At 39.1% G+C, this 16,363-nt stretch carries 17 protein-coding genes; all 17 read right to left on the bottom strand.

The window, feature by feature from the left end; genetic code table 11:
- Positions 1 to 19: 19 nt before the first annotated feature.
- The 17 genes from topA to ftsY all read right to left on the bottom strand — a co-directional run bounded on the left by topA (position 20) and on the right by ftsY (position 16,363).
- Complete coding sequence (gene topA / locus MHB44_RS05670) at positions 20 to 2,098, bottom strand: type I DNA topoisomerase (RefSeq protein ID WP_341301915.1); 2,079 nt, start codon at positions 2,096 to 2,098, stop codon at positions 20 to 22.
- 91 nt (positions 2,099 to 2,189) lie between these two features.
- On the bottom strand, positions 2,190 to 3,086 hold the full coding sequence (gene dprA / locus MHB44_RS05665; protein WP_341301914.1) for a DNA-processing protein DprA: 897 nt from the start codon (positions 3,084 to 3,086) through the stop codon (positions 2,190 to 2,192).
- Between the two features lie 391 nt (positions 3,087 to 3,477).
- The gene (gene sucD, locus MHB44_RS05660) at positions 3,478 to 4,380 is read right to left on the bottom strand and encodes a succinate--CoA ligase subunit alpha (protein WP_053993909.1); all 903 of its coding nucleotides are present in this window, start codon (positions 4,378 to 4,380) and stop codon (positions 3,478 to 3,480) included.
- Between the two features lie 17 nt (positions 4,381 to 4,397).
- The gene (gene sucC / locus MHB44_RS05655) at positions 4,398 to 5,558 is read right to left on the bottom strand and encodes an ADP-forming succinate--CoA ligase subunit beta (protein ID WP_053993908.1); all 1,161 of its coding nucleotides are present in this window, start codon (positions 5,556 to 5,558) and stop codon (positions 4,398 to 4,400) included.
- 162 nt (positions 5,559 to 5,720) lie between these two features.
- Entirely contained in the window at positions 5,721 to 6,023 is a 303-nt protein-coding gene (locus MHB44_RS05650) for an EscU/YscU/HrcU family type III secretion system export apparatus switch protein (RefSeq protein ID WP_053993907.1), read from the bottom strand.
- Positions 6,020 to 7,906, bottom strand: coding sequence for a hypothetical protein (locus MHB44_RS05645; protein WP_341301913.1), 1,887 nt, complete (start codon positions 7,904 to 7,906; stop codon positions 6,020 to 6,022). Before MHB44_RS05645 ends, MHB44_RS05650 begins: the two co-directional genes overlap by 4 nt.
- A 4-nt stretch (positions 7,907 to 7,910) precedes the next feature.
- Positions 7,911 to 8,666 carry a ribonuclease HII gene (locus MHB44_RS05640; RefSeq protein WP_341301912.1) on the bottom strand — a complete coding sequence of 252 codons (756 nt, stop codon included), beginning with the start codon at positions 8,664 to 8,666 and terminating at the stop codon, positions 7,911 to 7,913.
- A gap of 448 nt (positions 8,667 to 9,114) precedes the next feature.
- Positions 9,115 to 9,993, bottom strand: a complete 879-nt coding sequence (gene ylqF, locus MHB44_RS05635) for a ribosome biogenesis GTPase YlqF (protein ID WP_053993904.1) — start codon at positions 9,991 to 9,993, stop codon at positions 9,115 to 9,117.
- A gap of 57 nt (positions 9,994 to 10,050) precedes the next feature.
- Positions 10,051 to 10,620, bottom strand: coding sequence for a signal peptidase I (lepB, locus tag MHB44_RS05630; RefSeq protein WP_053993903.1), 570 nt, complete (start codon positions 10,618 to 10,620; stop codon positions 10,051 to 10,053).
- Between the two features lie 105 nt (positions 10,621 to 10,725).
- Positions 10,726 to 11,070, bottom strand: coding sequence for a 50S ribosomal protein L19 (gene rplS / locus MHB44_RS05625; RefSeq protein ID WP_053993902.1), 345 nt, complete (start codon positions 11,068 to 11,070; stop codon positions 10,726 to 10,728).
- 116 nt (positions 11,071 to 11,186) lie between these two features.
- Entirely contained in the window at positions 11,187 to 11,924 is a 738-nt protein-coding gene (gene trmD / locus MHB44_RS05620) for a tRNA (guanosine(37)-N1)-methyltransferase TrmD (protein WP_053994891.1), read from the bottom strand.
- The gene (gene rimM, locus MHB44_RS05615) at positions 11,924 to 12,439 is read right to left on the bottom strand and encodes a ribosome maturation factor RimM (protein ID WP_053993901.1); all 516 of its coding nucleotides are present in this window, start codon (positions 12,437 to 12,439) and stop codon (positions 11,924 to 11,926) included. Before rimM ends, trmD begins: the two co-directional genes overlap by 1 nt.
- Before the next feature lie 182 nt (positions 12,440 to 12,621).
- Positions 12,622 to 12,855, bottom strand: a complete 234-nt coding sequence (locus MHB44_RS05610) for a KH domain-containing protein (RefSeq protein ID WP_053993900.1) — start codon at positions 12,853 to 12,855, stop codon at positions 12,622 to 12,624.
- Positions 12,856 to 12,870: 15 nt separating this feature from the next.
- Positions 12,871 to 13,143 (bottom strand): 30S ribosomal protein S16, encoded by a 273-nt coding sequence (rpsP, locus tag MHB44_RS05605; protein WP_010858419.1) that lies wholly within the window; start codon positions 13,141 to 13,143, stop codon positions 12,871 to 12,873.
- Between the two features lie 94 nt (positions 13,144 to 13,237).
- Entirely contained in the window at positions 13,238 to 14,596 is a 1,359-nt protein-coding gene (gene ffh, locus MHB44_RS05600) for a signal recognition particle protein (RefSeq protein ID WP_053993899.1), read from the bottom strand.
- A 12-nt stretch (positions 14,597 to 14,608) separates the two neighbouring features.
- Positions 14,609 to 14,944, bottom strand: coding sequence for a putative DNA-binding protein (locus tag MHB44_RS05595; RefSeq protein WP_341301911.1), 336 nt, complete (start codon positions 14,942 to 14,944; stop codon positions 14,609 to 14,611).
- A 171-nt stretch (positions 14,945 to 15,115) separates the two neighbouring features.
- Positions 15,116 to 16,363, bottom strand: coding sequence for a signal recognition particle-docking protein FtsY (gene ftsY / locus MHB44_RS05590; RefSeq protein ID WP_341301910.1), 1,248 nt, complete (start codon positions 16,361 to 16,363; stop codon positions 15,116 to 15,118).

The raw sequence follows: 16,363 nt of genomic DNA, 5'->3' as shown, positions 1-16,363 counted from the left end.
GTTTCTTACCATCTTCCTATCATTGAGTTGGTGCTTCTTCATAGTCACATTTTGTACATTGAATTTGCACGCCTTTTTTAATCTTTTTCTCCACTAATAATGCGCTACATTTCGGACATGGCCTACTAATCGGCTTATCCCATGATACAAATTCACATTCTGGATATTGATTGCAGCCATAGAATAAACGCTTGGTTTTACTTTTCCGCTCCACAATTTCACCTGTTTCACAGGAAGGACATTTTACACCAATTGGCTTCATAATGGCTTTTGTATTGCGGCAATCCGGGAAGTTTGAGCATGCCATAAATTTGCCATAGCGCCCAAGCTTGTAAACCATTGGTGAGCCACACAGCTCACAATCCTCCCCAGCAGGCTCATCTTTTATCACAACTTTTTCCATCGCTTCATCTGCATGCTTTACATGAACCTCAAAGTCCTTATAAAACGCATCAACAATTTCTACCCATTGACGACTACCTTCTTCAATATCATCCAAATCCTGCTCCATTTTTGCTGTGAATTCGATATTTATGATATCTGGGAAAAACTCTAATACGAGTTGGTGTACGATTTCACCGAGCTCTGTTGGCATAAAGCGTTTTGTATCTAATACAACATAGCCACGGCGCTGAATTGTATCGAGGGTCGGTGCATATGTGGATGGGCGCCCAATACCTAATTCCTCCATTGTTTTCACAAGACGCGCCTCAGAATAGCGTGGTGGTGGCTGTGTAAAATGCTGTTTAGGCTCAATTTCAAGCGATTTTACTTGATCGCCAATTTCCATCTCTGGTAAAAGCTTTGTTGTTTCTTCTGCCTGATCATCAGTACCTTCGATGTAAAGTTTCATAAAGCCTGCGAATTTAACTTGTGAGCCATTCGCACGAAATAAAACATCACCATTTTGAAGGTCTACTGCTACCGTATCCAATATAGCTGGTGCCATTTGACTGGCAACAAAGCGTTCCCAAATCAAACGATACAAACGCAATTGATCTCTACTTAGCACCGCTTTTAAATCCTCTGGCGCACGCATCGTACTTGTTGGACGAATTGCCTCATGTGCATCCTGTGCATTTGAAGCCTTTTTTGCTTGCTTTGCCTCTGTCGCAATATATTCTTTACCGTATTTTGTTTCGATGTAAGCAGTCGCTTCTGTTTTTGCAGTATCCGAAATACGCGTAGAATCGGTACGCATATAGGTGATTAAGCCGACAGTTCCCTCTTTTTTACCAATATCAATTCCTTCATATAATTGTTGGGCAAGCATCATGGTTTTCTTAGCACGGAAATTTAATTTTCGTGCTGCTTCTTGTTGTAGGGAAGAAGTTGTAAAGGCTGGCGCCGCATTACGTTTACGTTCTTTTTTCGATACGTTGACAACTTCAAAATTTGTGCCTTTTACATTTTTTAATATAGCTTTTACTTGCTCTTCATTCGTTAATTTAATTTTCTCTTTGCCATTGCCATAGTAAAGGGCATCAAAGGCTTTTTTACCTTTTTCAAATGTCCCCTCAATTGTCCAATATTCCTCTGGCTGAAAGTTTTTAATTTCATTTTCACGATCAATAATCAAACGTAAGGCTACAGATTGTACACGACCTGCCGATAATCCTTTTTTTACCTTTTTCCACAAAATTGGACTAATGTTATAGCCAACAAGTCTGTCCAATATTCGTCTAGTTTGTTGGGCATCCACTAAATCTAAATTGATCGGACGAGGATGTTTAAAGGATTCAACAATTGCATCCTTTGTAATTTCATTAAAGACAACACGACAATCTGAGTTAATATCAATGTTTAATGCAGTCGCAAGGTGCCAAGCAATCGCTTCTCCCTCACGGTCTGGATCGGCTGCTAGAAATACTTTCTTCACTTTTTTAGCCGCCGTCTTTAATTCCTGTAAAACAGGCCCTTTACCACGAATTGTAATATATTTGGGCTCATAATTGTTTTCTGTATTAACACCCATTTGACTTCGAGGTAAATCTCGAACATGTCCAATTGATGCTTTTACTTTATATTTTTTGCCTAAATAACGTTCAATTGTTTTTGCTTTTGCTGGTGATTCTACAATCACTAAATAATCCGCCATCTATATCTCCCCCTTAGCGAGGTCTATTACTAATTTTTTAAGTTACCTGTTGCAAAATGTATAACAGATTTTAAGATAATGCAACTTTTTTTCAATTTTTGTTAGAAAAGAGTTCCAGTTGTTCAATAATTTGATGACCATTCATGACTGGAAATGCCCCTTCCAAAAGTAGTTGATTTGTTCCTTTGGACTGCTCTGCATCAATAGGTCCTGGTACAACAAATACATCCTTCCCCTGCTCCAAGGCAAGCTCTGTTGTAATCATTGTGCCACTTTTTAATGCTGCTTCTGTCACAACTAAGGCTTGAGCTAAACCACTAATAATGCGATTACGCATTGGAAAATGCCATTTTTCTGGCTTCATGTAGGGAGGATACTCCGTCACCAATAACTGGTGCTCAGTCATTTGCTTGGCAAGCGTTTGGTTTTCTTGAGGATAAAGATAATTAAAGCCATGTCCAAGCACAGCAATTGTTTGACCACCCATCTTTATCGTTGCCTTATGAGCCATTGTATCAGCACCTTTTGCTAGCCCGCTAACAATCGTATACTCATGCTGAACAAGAGGGGGAATCATAAAGTCCATTGCTCTTAGTGAATACGCTGTGGCCTTCCTAGAACCTATAATGGCTATCTGTTTGTTGTCTGTTAATAGGGAATACCGACCTTTCACATACAATACAGTAGGTGGACTAGAGATTTCAAATAATTGCGCTGGATAGTAGGGATGATAAAAAGGTATGGGGAAAATATTAGCCCGTGCATAGGCCTCTTCAAATGGGATTGTCATAATTTGTCGAAAGTTTTGAGAGATTTGGAACGCTTTACGTGACGATATTTGTAAAACTTTCGCAATCTCATTATAATGAATATTTTCAAAGTGGCTCAATACATCCTCTGGGGACAATAATTGCTGAAGCTTTTGAAGTGGTAATGGATATACATAATGCAAAGCTAGTAATCTCTGTGAATCTACTGCAAAGATCATTTAACATGCCTCCTTATTTTATAGAAGAAATGAAATGACCGCATAATGATTTCAACACAACCTCCATCGAAAATCTTTCCCATCATTTATAATTAAAAATATTTGCTTTATCACAGTAAGTAGGTATTTATTGATCATACCATGAATTTTAAACCCTCCATAAACAAATTTGCAAACAATTATGTCCATGCTAAGATAGAAGGGCTTCCTCGTTCGACACTCGCTTTCCATTTATGACCAATGTGAGGCGACAGAAATCCTCTTCCATCACCATTAAAAGCTCTAGCTCATCATTGGAATTAGTAGTCATTAATTTTACTTTTTTAGAAGTATCGTAAGCAATGTATAAATAATGAAAAAGATGTAGCAACAATGCGCTACATCTTTCATTTTAATGGGTTTTACATTTTTCGTATAGCCCTTTTTCTTTAATGACTTTGATTAATGTTTCACCGATAACAGAAGGTGTTTCAGCTACTTCAATGCCAGCTGCGTTCATCGCTTTAATCTTCTCGGCTGCTGTTCCTTTACCACCAGAGATAATCGCACCTGCGTGACCCATACGTTTTCCTGGAGGGGCAGTTTGTCCACCAATAAAGCCAACAACAGGTTTTGTCATATTGGCTTTAATCCATTCAGCCGCTTCTTCTTCAGCTGTTCCACCGATTTCGCCAATCATCACAACAGCATATGTCTCTGGGTCATTATTAAACGCTTCAAGTGCATCGATAAAGTTAGTCCCATTGACAGGGTCTCCACCAATCCCTACAGCAGTTGTTTGTCCGATTCCTGCTTGTGTTAATTGATGTACGGCTTCATACGTTAATGTACCAGAACGAGAAACAACACCTACATGACCTTTTGTATGAATATAACCAGGCATAATACCAATTTTACATTCATCAGCTGTAATAACACCTGGACAGTTAGGACCAACTAGGCGTGTCTTTTTACCTTCCATATAGCGTTTCACCTTCACCATATCAAGGACAGGAATATGCTCTGTAATACAGATTGCTAAGTCTAATTCTGCATCAACAGCCTCTAAAATAGCATCTGCTGCAAATGGTGCAGGTACATAGATAACCGAAGTTGTGGCACCTGTTACTGCTACAGCCTCTGACACTGTATTGAAAACAGGAACGCCTTCTACTTCAAGTCCACCTTTACCTGGTGTTACACCTGCTACGATTTTTGTACCATACTCAAGCATTTGCTTTGTATGGAAAAGAGCTGTTTCACCCGTAATCCCTTGTACAATTACCTTTGTATCTTTGTTAATAAATACAGCCATTGTTCTCCCTGCCTTCCTTAGCCTACTAGTTCCACAATTTTTTGTGCACCGTCAGCCATTGAATCCGCTGCAACGATGTTTAAACCAGATGCATTTAAAATTTCTTTTCCTAGTTCTACATTTGTACCTTCTAGGCGTACAACTAATGGCACAGCTAAACCAACTTCTTTAGCCGCTGTTACAACACCCTCAGCGATAATGTTACACTTCATAATACCGCCAAAAATATTAACAAAAATGCCTTTTACATGTGGATCAGAAAGGATAATTTTGAAAGCCTCTGTTACTTTTTCAGCTGTGGCACCGCCCCCTACATCTAGGAAGTTAGCAGGGCTTCCGCCATAATAACTAATCGTATCCATCGTTGCCATAGCAAGACCAGCCCCATTAACCATACAGCCAATGTTACCCTCTAATGAAATATAGCTTAAATCATATTTCGATGCTTGGATTTCTTTTGGATCTTCTTCATCGAAATCGCGCAATTCGACAATATCCTTATGTCGATATAATGCATTGGCATCAAAATTAAACTTAGCGTCCAGTGCCATTACATCCCCTTGACCCGTGACAACAAGTGGATTAATTTCTACAATTGATGCATCTTTGTCGACAAATGCTTGATATAGACCTAACATTAATTTAACAGCTTTCCCCACAAGGTTTGCTGGAATATTCATATTAAATGCCATACGGCGCGCTTGGAAGCCTGTTAACCCAATTACAGGATCTACTACTTCTTTGAAGATCTTCTCTGGGCTTTCTTCAGCCACTTCCTCAATATCCATACCGCCTTCTTCAGAGCCCATCATTGTAACACGAGATGTTGCACGGTCTAATACTAAACTTAAATAGTATTCTTTTTGGATATCAGAACCTTCTTCAATATATAAGCGTTTTACTTCTTTTCCTTCAGGACCTGTTTGATGAGTCACTAAAATTTTTCCTAATAATTCTTTTGCGTACGTACGTACCTCGTCAAGGTTTTTGGCGATTTTTACGCCACCTGCTTTACCACGTCCACCTGCATGAATTTGCGCCTTGACTACTGTTACATTTGAGCCAAGTTCCTTCGCTACTTTCACTGCTTCATCAGGGGAAAAAGCAACTTTTCCGTTTGGTACAGCAACACCATATTTTCTCAGAATCTCTTTCCCTTGATATTCATGGATATTCATAATACATCCTCCCATCAAACATTTACATAAAATTGTTTTACTAACATAGACTATTCTAACGAAAGATTCTGATAAAGTCTACACTTTGTCTTTTGTTCGAATTTTCTCTATTATTATGACACTTTTTGCTGTTTCGTGTATTAATACAGCTTATAAAAGTAATCAGAATAATCCATTTTTTCTATACTTCTGTGCATGTTGTTGATCTAAACGATAAATAAAGGCAAAAACCTCTGCCACCGCTTGATATAATTCTTCTGGAATTGACTCATTCAAATCTAATTGACCAAGTAGCTGTACAAGGTTAGGATCCTCATAAATCGGCACATTATGCTCATTTGCACGTGCCAAAATATTCTCTGCAATCTTTCCCTTTCCTTTCGCTACAACAGTCGGACTCTCAACTTGTCCCATCTTATAAGTAAGCGCAATAGCCTCTTTACGCGTAAATTTTTCCTCACTCATACGCGGATATCCACCCCACTCTGCTCCTCACGCTGTTCTACTACAGGGTTTATTTTATCTGCTGGCGTCTTATCAAAGGGTTTTAAAAAGACGCCTGAGAGTTGATAATTTTTTTCTGCTAAGCCCATTTTTAAGGCTGCTTTTAATGGTTCTGCCAGCGACTGCATATCTGTATGCTCATTAAAGACCGTTACAGTAACCACTCGATTTTGCACCTGCATATCTATAACCGTTTCTTTCATGGATTCCATTTGTAAATAAAATAAAACACGGGCATAGTTGGCATCAATTTTGCCATCGTCTTTCATACGTCCATTCCATTGTAATGTGGCATCCATTTTCTTGCCAAAGAATTCAAGAGGTACTTGCATCACAAGTTGATGTTGATGCCCATTTTCACCTGATGATAGCTGCATACCATTCATACGTGTCATGAGCATTTCTGTCGCTTCCTTTAACGGCGGTGTAATCACTGTTTCCTGCAATAATGTATGGAGCTGTGGCTTTAGCTGATAGGCAATCATTTGTAAATCTGCTGACTTGCTATTAAGTGTTGCCTCATAGCTAACGCCCAAATTTTTCAAAACTGTTTTTAGCGCGTGTTCCATTGCCTTACTATCCATTGAATTTTGCACAAGCGCGTCTGCCTGCGTGATCATTTGCTGAATCATCGGCTGCGGTGATTCAACACTGCTTTTCACAAGGCTACGCATCAAGGCTTCATTTTGCAAGGGAGAAGCTGCCTCTTGCCTGATCAGGGATAATAAATGTTCCTTACTAGAAAGTGCATTCGCATCCTGTGTAAATAAACGATCCGCAGTGTTTTGGGCAAATGCTTTTAGTAACTGCTCCTGCATCTGTTTAGCAAAAACATCTAATGTTTGCTTAGTTACAGGCAACTGACTAAAACGATCAATTAACTGATTAACCTGCTGCTTTTGCTCATTTGTTAGAAAATTTTGATTCGCTGTCCATAATTTGAGTTGTTCAATAAGCTGACTAGCATTTTCAGGCTTTGTTGCAAGAATCGTTTGTACAACCTGACCAGCCTGCTGCATTGGTTGGGTGGCCTTTGGATCATTGATCGTTGCCCAATTCTGCAATGTAGCCTGCTGGGGCACAATTCCCGCTTCTTTTAAAAGGGCTAATGTTTGCATTTTTTCACTTATTGTTGCGGCATTATTTGTTAATGTTTGGATAGCTCTCCCTAACATAAGGCTACCTGTTTCGACCTCAAAAGGCTTAGCAATTGCCTGAACCTGCTGCATTAAATTTTGCTTAAGCGCTTCAGGTAAAGCTGTATCCTTTGCTAAAAGCTGTGCAAAATTATCCATTATTGTTGTCATACCAGAAGTTTTTTGACCGCTCATCAGCGCTTGAAAAATATCATTGGTCATTGGCATTTTCAGCTCTACCATTTTTTGAATAACCTGCAATGCATCCGCTTTGGAAACATCCTCTGGCAATGCCTTCAGCCATATTTCAGCCTGTGCTAGCTGATCTTTAGAAATTGGGAGCTGCGCCTTCATAAAATGCCCTAGCAATTGCTGCATCTCTGGCGTTTTAGGTAAACTCATAGATTCTAATAATTGGTTAATCTGCTGGCTTGGAGAGGCAGTTTGTGCCATTGGACCAGTGACAACCTTTAATTCCGTTTGTGGATTTGTGCCTGTTACCTGAAAGAAATGGGCGTCTCCAGCCTTTAAAGGAACCTCTAGCTTTGCGACAAATTTTTGGTTGCCTACTTGCACCTCTGCCATTTGATCTGGGTATAACTGCTTAATTGTGCCATGAAATACTTGTCCTTGCTTTAAGGCAAGTGGTTGATTTGCTGTTAGTGCATTTTGTTGCATTTGAATCGGATTAAATGATGTAGATGTCATGCTCTCACCTCTGTAACATAGATTTTATCGGCTCAAAGCTTGTTCGATGGTGAATTGTCGGTCCATATTTAGTAAGTGCCTCTAAATGCTGCTTTGTGCCATAGCCTGCATGCTGCTCAAAGCCATACTGTGGAAACTCTTTTGCTAGCTCCTCCATATAATGGTCACGCGCTGTTTTGGCTAAAATAGAGGCAGCTGCAATTGCTAGGCTTTTAGCATCTCCTTTAATAATTGATTGCTGTGGTGTGATGATAGGTAGCGTCATTGCGTCTACTATTACAAACTTGGGCTGTATGTTTAGCCTCTTTACACTTGCAGCCATTGATTGCTTCGTTGCTTCATATATATTAAGTTCATCAATGCTGTTAACATTTTGAAAATGAATACTATAGCTAAGGGCATGCTCTTTGACCAATAGGCTCATACGCTCTCTGGCATCCTTCGATAGCTGCTTTGAATCATTTAAGCCAAGCAATGCCTGACAATTTTCAGGTAAAATAACAGCAGCCGTCACAACAGGACCAGCCAATGAACCACGCCCAGCCTCGTCAACCCCTGCCACAAGCTGACCAAACTGCGCATCGAAGGCAATTTTTGCATCATGTTCTTGTTGTAATTGCTGTTGTTGCTTCATGCGCTTAATAAATTGCTGCCATGCCTTTTGTACACCTGCACGACTATCTTGCTGTAGCGCCTCCATCCATGGCTCATATGTTGTAGCAGCTTTTAATGCGAGTGTAATTTCTTTAATCGTTTGCATATCTTATAACCTCATCTCTATTACGTATATCGGCTTATTTTATCCATTATAAAACAAAATAAAGAAGGGCGGAGGGAATAAGCCCACACACCCCTATAGACGCTAATATCTCACATTACAGTTTTTAGACAAGATAGAATTGGATACCTCGTCCTCCTTTAATATTGCAGGCTATTAATAATATCAGCATACTAAATAAACGAAAAGTTTTTTTCATCTGAGATAAAATCACCTTTTTTAAAGATTATACTTTATTAGTAATCTTCATGGAATTACTGTCAGACAGACACCTTTTACCATCTAAAGAAAAAGACCTCATCAATAGTAGTGTGCTGTCGACTATTGACAAGATCCCTTATAAAAAGAATGATTGTAATTTTTCTATTTACACTACTATAAAAAACAGCTATCAAGAAAGTGAATAATCTTGACAGCCGTCTCTTTACTTTTAGTCTTCTACGAATGCTTCTTTCTCCAATTGTTCATTCACGAAATCAAATGTGAGCTTGCCTAATTGTAAACCGCGAATATCTCGCACAATTAGTTGTGCAACTTGGTCATAATCAATTTCTCCACCTGCTCCAAAGACACGGCGCAGTTTGCCAATATGATCAAATGTTTCTACTAAATCTTCATGGAGGAACTCAAAACCATAACGCTCCTCCATACGTTTTGGATAATGAATAGATAAAAAGCGCAAGCCGTAAACTGCTAAATCCTCCATATTGGTAATGGTATCTTTAATAGCGCCTGTTAATGCTAATTTATAGCCTACTTCTTGATCCTCAAATTTGGGCCATAAAATACCTGGTGTATCCAATAATTCAAGTTCTTTCCCAACTTTAATCCATTGCTGTGCTTTTGTAACACCTGGTGTATTGCCCGTTTTCGCAATATTCTTTTTTGCTAAGCGATTAATAAGAGTTGATTTCCCGACATTTGGTATACCAACAATCATGGCACGAATGGCTCTTGGTTTCATTCCCTTCGCTTTCATACGCTCAAATTTTTCTTTTAAAACCTCTTGTGCTGCTTTCGTTACTTGCTGTAAGCCCTTGCCCTCAAGTGAATTAATCGCTACTGCTTTATGTCCACGCTGTGCAAAATACTCCACCCATTTACGTGTTTCCTGCTCATCTGCCATATCTGCTTTATTTAGGATTAATAAACGAGGCTTTTGATGAATCACCTCATCAATCATCGGATTACGAGAGGATAACGGTAAACGTGCATCAATTAATTCAAATATAATATCGACCAGCTTTAATTTTTCAGTTACTTCACGTCGGGCTTTCGCCATATGCCCTGGAAACCATTGTATCGTCACAGCTATACCTCCTAAACTAAAAGAAAAAGGGAGTGATTCTGCGCTCCCTTTCTTGCATTACTTTACAATTTTTATGTCACTAAACGGCCAGAAAATCAAACTTGTGTTACCGATAATTTCCTTTTGATCAACAAGCCCAATATGACGGCTATCTTTACTATATCGGCGATTATCCCCCATCACAAAGATATACCCTTTAGGAATAGTATTGCTCGTCAAGGTCACATCGATATCATTTAATGTAAAATCCTCTGTTAATGTGCCTTCTGTAATTTGCGCTTTATATGCATCTAAATAAGGCTCCTCAATGGCTTCACCATTAATATACAATTGATCGTCTTTATATTCTAATGTATCTCCTGGCAATCCAATAACACGCTTTATGTAATTTTTTTGCTCAGGTGCATGAAACACCACAATATCAAAACGTTTAGGCTCACCTATTTTATAACCAATTTTATTGACAATCATACGATCACCATCTTCAAGGGTTGGCATCATAGACTCTCCATCAACCGCAATCGGTGTAAATAAAAAATAACGAATAATTGCAGCAATCGCAAATGCAATTAATAGTGCCTTTGTCCATTCCCATAACTCATTTTTTTCTTTCACTTGTTTTTCCATCGAGAATTGCCCCCTTGTCTATCACCATTTTAGATGAAAGTGAATTAAGATGACAAGCAAAAAGAAAAGGGGCTTGCCACACAAGCCCCTCTCTTTACACCATAATTATCGAATTTCTTTAATACGAGCAGCTTTACCACGTAGGTTACGTAGGTAGTAAAGTTTAGCACGACGTACTTTACCACGACGTACAACTTCTAGGTTAGCGATTTTTGGTGTGTGTACAGGGAATGTACGCTCAACACCTACACCGTAAGAAATTTTACGAACTGTGAAAGTTTCGCTAATACCGCCACCACGACGTTTAATTACGACACCTTCGAAAACTTGGATACGTTCACGAGTACCCTCTACTACTTTCACGTGTACCTTAACAGTATCACCAGGGCGGAAAGTTGGTAGATCCGTGCGAAGCTGAGATTTTGTAATTTCTGCAATAATGTTTGACATTGTTTTCTCTCCTTAGACAGATGCTCTTGCACGCAATCTATGCCACAGCGGAACACCGTAATTCAGTACTTCACATAGAAGTACAGAATAGATGTTATCATAAATAAAGCAGGCAATCAAGCATCTTGTTGATTGTTTTTTAGTTTTTCTATATACAGTTTTTGCTTGTCTGTTAATGGATAATGCTCAAGTAGATCAGGGCGGCGCTCAAATGTTCTTTGAAGGGACTGTTCCTCTCGCCATTGCGCAATTTTAGCATGATTCCCTGATAATAAAATATCAGGTACTGTCATCCCTCGAAATTCTGCTGGGCGTGTATAATGAGGATGTTCTAGTAGGCCTGTTGAAAAGGAATCCTGTATATGCGAGTCTTCTTGACCTAATACGCCTGGTAATAACCGCACGATACTATCAATAACCGTCATTGCCCCTAATTCGCCTCCTGTTAGAACGAAATCTCCAATTGAAATCTCATCTGTTACAAGGTGCTGGCGAATGCGCTCATCATAGCCCTCATAATGACCACATAAAAAGACTAATTCCTTTTCCTGTGCTAGCTCTTCTGCTTTCTTCTGTGTAAAGCGTTCACCCTGAGGACACATTAAAATAATGCGTGGTTGTTTACCAGCTGTTATTGTCTCAACAGCCTGAAACATCGGCTCTGGCTTTAACACCATACCAGCGCCACCACCATACGGATAGTCATCAACCTGATTATGCTTGTTGCCTGAAAATGTCCTGATATCCGTTACCTCTAACTTTACTGCACCTTTTTCCTGTGCCTTTTTTAAGATGGATGCACCAAAGACACCTGAGAACATATCAGGGAACAAGCTTAAGACATGAATATTCATCATAATAAGCCTTCCATAACATGGATCACTATTTTCTTATTCTCCACATCAATGTCCTTCACAATCTCTTCTATATAAGGGATATAATACTCCTTCTTTGAGTCTTTCACTACCCATACATCATTTGCCCCTGTTTGAAGAATATCATGCACAATACCAATTGTTTCGCCTTCCTCAGAAATCACTGTACAGCCAATTATCTCATGGAAAAAATATTCATTTTCCTCAAGTAAGTCATCTGTCATTTGATCCTTTGTTATTTTTAGCATGCCTTCTTTAAACGGCTCGACCAGATTGATATTATTCATGCCTTCAAACATTAATAAAATAAAGTTTTTATGACGACGCATGGATGTAATCGTTATCCATGTTGGCTTCTTATCACCTTTTTTAAAGGCAGCAAGCTTATTGCCCACTGCAAAACGCTCTTCCTCAAAGTCTGTCGTTGACAATACACGTACCTCACCATGAATGCCATGTGTATTGACAATACGTCCTACATTAAACCATTCCATTCAACGATCACCTCAATTAAAACGTACTTCTCTCGGCATAGATATCGTTAATCATATGCCAAAAAAGGAAGGAACCCACAAGCTCCCTCCTCCTTCGTTCAGACTTTACATATTCTACATCAAGTATTCAAACATCTCTTAAAATGTTCTAGGACTTGTTAGATATATATACATCTTTTCATTTAATCCAATATATCGACGTAGGTCTTTTTTTGATGGTGACTACCTGCCGCTGAATAAACAATTGTACGAATCGCTTTCGCTACTCGCCCTTGCTTGCCTATGACTTTCCCTCGATCCTCTGGATGAACAAAAAGTTTATAAACAATTCGATTTGCATTTTCATCCGTCTCAATACGAACTTCCTGTGGATAATCGACTAGTGGTAAAACGATTGCTTCAATCAGCTGCTTCAAAAACGTCGCCCCCGATTATTTACTGAATTTTTGGTTATGGAATTTTTCCATGATACCTTGTTCTGAGAACAGGTTACGCACTGTATCTGATGGTTTTGCACCGTCAGTTAACCATTTAAGAGCTTTCTCTTCATCAATGTTTACAGTAGCTGGTTGAGTTAGAGGGTTATAAGTACCTACTGTTTCAATTTGACGACCGTCACGTGGTGAACGAGCATCTGCAACTACGATACGATAGAAAGGAGATTTTTTAGCTCCCATACGTTTTAAGCGAATTTTAACTGCCATTTTAATAGCACCTCCGAATAAGTTTCACACAAGATAGTATATTATCAATGTTTAGGTTGTTTGTAAAGTGTTTTTTCTTAACACCTAAGAATTATTATTTAAACAATGAATCAAGGCCTGGTAATTTCATTTTTTTCTTCCCTTTACCACTTGCCATCCCAGTCATTTGCTTCATCATTTTTTTCATATCCTCAAATTGCTTGAGCAAACGATTAACCTCTTGAATAGACGTTCCTGAGCCTTTCGCAATACGCTTTTTACGGCTACCATTCATAATCTCTGGATTTGTCTTTTCAGCAGGTGTCATCGAATAAATAATAGCTTCGACACGACCCATTTGTTTATCGTCTACCTTCACATTATCTAAGCCTTTTATTTTGTTTGCACCTGGGAGCATTTTTAAAATTTCGTCTAATGGTCCCATTTTTTTTAACTGCTGTAATTGCTCAACAAAATCATCAAATGTAAAGGTTTGGGACTTAAATTTTTCTTCAAGTTCCTTCGCCTTGGCTTCATCAACATTTGCCTGCGCTTTTTCAATCAATGATAGTACATCACCCATACCAAGAATACGTGATGCCATACGCTCTGGATGGAATGGCTCAAGCGCATCCATTTTCTCACCCATACCGACAAACTTAATTGGTTTTTCTGTAACAGAACGGATGGATAATGCTGCACCACCACGTGTATCGCCATCAAGCTTTGTTAACACGACCCCAGTAATACCGATTGCCTCATTAAAGCTCTCTGCAACATTAACAGCATCCTGACCTGTCATCGCATCGACCACAAGGAAGACTTCATCTGGCTCTTTTAATGCACGAATATCCTTTAACTCCTGCATTAAGTCTTCATCTATATGCAAACGGCCCGCCGTATCGATAATGACAACATCATGGTGCTCTTCTTTCGCTTTTTCAATTGCCTGACGTGCAATTTCTACAGGAGAAATATCAGTGCCTAACGCAAAAACAGGTAAAGATAACTGCTTACCTAATGTCTGTAATTGTTGAACAGCTGCTGGGCGATAAACGTCAGCGGCAACTAGTAATGGCTTACGATTATATTTTTTTCTTAAAATATTCGCCAGTTTACCTGTAGTTGTCGTTTTCCCTGCCCCTTGTAACCCAACCATCATAATAACAGTTGGGGGCTTGGTATTAAATTTAATGGGACTTTGTTCGCCTCCCATTAGTACTGTTAATTCATCCTGTACAATTTTAATCACTTGCTGACCTGGCGTTAAACTTTGCATAACATCGACGCCGACAGCACGTTCACTTACTTTTTTTACGAATTCTTTGACTACTTTTAAGTTAACATCCGCTTCAATTAAAGCAAATCGAACTTCTCGCATCATTTCTTTTACATCTTGCTCTGATACTTTCCCTTTGCCTTTAATCTTTTGGATCGTTCCTTGGAGTCGTTCCGCTAACCCTTCAAAAGCCATTGCCTTCGCCTCCTAATCCCATTCTTTCAACTGCTCAATAAGCGCTAGCTGCTGTTCAACTGTCATACTTTGTTGTGCAATCCCCTCTGTTAACTGTGAAAGCATTTGGGTACGTTGTTGAAACTTTTCCAGTAAACATAGTTTTTCTTCATATTCCTCAAGCATCGCCTCTGTTCGACGAATATTATCGTAAACAGCTTGACGTGAAACTCCATATGATTCAGCGATTTCTCCTAATGAGAGATCATCCAAATAATAGAGCTCCATATAACTTCTTTGCTTATCTGTTAACAATGCTTGATAAAAGTCGAAGAGAAAGTTCATGCGTGTTGTTTTTTCAAGTAGCATCGAATATTTCTCCTCCCGCTATTAGTCATTTGTATCATAACGAAAAGCGCCTGTTTGTGTCAAGGTAATCTCCTTGTCTAAAGGCTTTCATTATAGCATCGAGGTATTTCCTTTTTTCGGAAGATCATTCACCTTTACCACAGCCCTAGCGCTTTATCGCAATTATGACAATTAATCTTCGCTATTTTGCAGCTCTTTATCTAAGCCCTCTGCAAATAAACCATAAACATAGCGTTCTGCATCAAATGGCTGTAAATCATCCATTTTCTCACCTAGACCAACAAATTTCACTGGAATATGCAGCTTATTACGAATCGCCAATACAATCCCACCCTTAGCTGTACCATCCAGCTTCGTTAAGACAATACCTGTTACATTTGTTGCTTCTTTAAAGGTTTGTGCTTGCACAAGGGCATTTTGACCTGTTGTTGCGTCTAATGCTAATAATACTTCATGTGGTGCATTTGGAATTTCACGTGAAATCACACGATGCACCTTTTCAAGCTCGTTCATTAAATTCACTTTGTTTTGTAAACGTCCAGCCGTATCACAAATTAACACATCGGCTTTTCTATTTTTCGCTGCACGAATCGCATCGTACATCACCGCTGCTGGGTCGGAGCCTTCTGATTGTTTAATAACCTCACAGCCAACTCGATCTCCCCATACTTGTAATTGATCAATCGCACCCGCACGGAATGTATCACCAGCCGCTAACACAACTGTTTTTCCTTGAGATTTTAAACGATGAGCAAGCTTCCCAATTGTTGTTGTTTTCCCAACACCATTTACCCCAACAAATAAAATAACGGTTAGCTCACCAACAGGCTGCATATTTAGCTCAATTAAATCTTCTTCACCTTGCTCATAGATTTCAACAAGCTTCTCAGAAATAACGGCTTGAATCCCATTTGTATCTTTTATATTTTTACGTTGAACCTCAAAGCGTAATTTATCCATCAGCTCCATCACTGTTTCAAAGCCAACATCAGCCTGTAATAATAAATCCTCTAATTCTTCAAAGAAATCCTCATCGACTTTACGATAGCGTGCAACAAGGTCATTTACTTTGGATGTAAAGGAATTACGGGTTTTTTCAAGCCCAGCCTTGAATTTTTGTGTAATGGACCAGGCAGAAGGCTTTTTCTCCTCCACTGGCTCTTCTTCAATAATAGTAAGCTCCTGTACCTCTTGTTGGTCCTCCACTATCACTGGCGGTTCTGTTGCTTGCTTGCTTTCATTTTCTAAAGCTTCCTCTAGTTGTTTAGCTACCTCTACAACATCTGTTTCAATAGCAGCAGGCTCATTTTCTTCTAGTGCTTGTTGGTCGGTATCCTGCTCTGCTTCAACATCTTGTAATTTTTCTTCCTCTGCTGGATTGCCCATTAATTTATCTTTTAAGCGTTTAAAAAAACTCAT

Source organism: Lysinibacillus sp. FSL H8-0500, assembly GCF_038051955.1.
In the GTDB taxonomy this organism is placed as follows: domain Bacteria; phylum Bacillota; class Bacilli; order Bacillales_A; family Planococcaceae; genus Lysinibacillus; species Lysinibacillus macroides.
The sequence above is the reverse complement of the archived record's forward strand: the minus strand, read 5'-3'. Positions and strand labels throughout refer to the sequence as shown.

What these genes read in the sequence shown, in the direction of transcription:
- topA (WP_341301915.1), bottom strand. Translation starts at nt 2,098, where the DNA reads ATGGCGGATTATTTAGTGATTGTAGAATCACCAGCAAAAGCAAAAACA.
- dprA (WP_341301914.1), bottom strand. Translation starts at nt 3,086, where the DNA reads ATGATCTTTGCAGTAGATTCACAGAGATTACTAGCTTTGCATTATGTA.
- sucD (WP_053993909.1), bottom strand. Translation starts at nt 4,380, where the DNA reads ATGGCTGTATTTATTAACAAAGATACAAAGGTAATTGTACAAGGGATT.
- sucC (WP_053993908.1), bottom strand. Translation starts at nt 5,558, where the DNA reads ATGAATATCCATGAATATCAAGGGAAAGAGATTCTGAGAAAATATGGT.
- MHB44_RS05650 (WP_053993907.1), bottom strand. Translation starts at nt 6,023, where the DNA reads ATGAGTGAGGAAAAATTTACGCGTAAAGAGGCTATTGCGCTTACTTAT.
- MHB44_RS05645 (WP_341301913.1), bottom strand. Translation starts at nt 7,906, where the DNA reads ATGACATCTACATCATTTAATCCGATTCAAATGCAACAAAATGCACTA.
- MHB44_RS05640 (WP_341301912.1), bottom strand. Translation starts at nt 8,666, where the DNA reads ATGCAAACGATTAAAGAAATTACACTCGCATTAAAAGCTGCTACAACA.
- lepB (WP_053993903.1), bottom strand. Translation starts at nt 10,620, where the DNA reads ATGGAAAAACAAGTGAAAGAAAAAAATGAGTTATGGGAATGGACAAAG.
- rplS (WP_053993902.1), bottom strand. Translation starts at nt 11,070, where the DNA reads ATGTCAAACATTATTGCAGAAATTACAAAATCTCAGCTTCGCACGGAT.
- trmD (WP_053994891.1), bottom strand. Translation starts at nt 11,924, where the DNA reads ATGAATATTCATGTCTTAAGCTTGTTCCCTGATATGTTCTCAGGTGTC.
- rimM (WP_053993901.1), bottom strand. Translation starts at nt 12,439, where the DNA reads ATGGAATGGTTTAATGTAGGACGTATTGTCAATACACATGGCATTCAT.
- rpsP (WP_010858419.1), bottom strand. Translation starts at nt 13,143, where the DNA reads ATGGCAGTTAAAATTCGCTTAAAACGTATGGGAGCTAAAAAATCTCCT.
- ffh (WP_053993899.1), bottom strand. Translation starts at nt 14,596, where the DNA reads ATGGCTTTTGAAGGGTTAGCGGAACGACTCCAAGGAACGATCCAAAAG.
- MHB44_RS05595 (WP_341301911.1), bottom strand. Translation starts at nt 14,944, where the DNA reads ATGCTACTTGAAAAAACAACACGCATGAACTTTCTCTTCGACTTTTAT.
- ftsY (WP_341301910.1), bottom strand. Translation starts at nt 16,363, where the DNA reads ATGAGTTTTTTTAAACGCTTAAAAGATAAATTAATGGGCAATCCAGCA.